Genomic DNA, 396 nt, shown 5'->3' with positions numbered 1-396 from the left:
GCAAGAGGACTTGAACCCCCAACCTACTGATTACAAGTCAGTTGCTCTACCAGTTGAGCTACACCGGCACGGTGGTGGAGGATGACGGGATCGAACCGCCGACCCCCTGCTTGTAAGGCAGGTGCTCTCCCAGCTGAGCTAATCCTCCAAAAAAATCTATATAAGCGCTATAAACAGCGTTATTTTCATTACTTATGATAGAATATTTCAAATAAAAAACCCCTATGCTCTTTTACAAGAGACTCATAAGGGGTCTTATTCATTGCCTGGCAACGTCCTACTCTCACAGGGACAAAGTCCCAACTACCATTGGCGCTAAAGAGCTTAACTTCCGTGTTCGGTATGGGAACGGGTGTGACCTCTTCGCTATCGCCACCAGACAAGAGATTGCTCTCT

1 tRNA gene and 1 rRNA gene are annotated in these 396 nt (G+C 47.2%); both read right to left on the bottom strand.

Annotation, left to right across the window (positions count from 1 at the left end):
• Window positions 1-72 precede the first annotated feature (72 nt).
• A tRNA-Val gene (locus tag AC1DEF_RS29325) sits at window positions 73-148 on the bottom strand.
• A gap of 116 nt (window positions 149-264) precedes the next feature.
• A 5S ribosomal RNA gene (gene rrf, locus AC1DEF_RS29320) occupies window positions 265-380 on the bottom strand.
• Between the last annotated feature and the right edge of the window lie 16 nt (window positions 381-396).

Source organism: Priestia sp. 10L35 (genome assembly GCF_056395685.1).
Note: the sequence above shows the minus strand (reverse complement) of the source record. Positions and strands in the feature narration are given on the sequence as shown.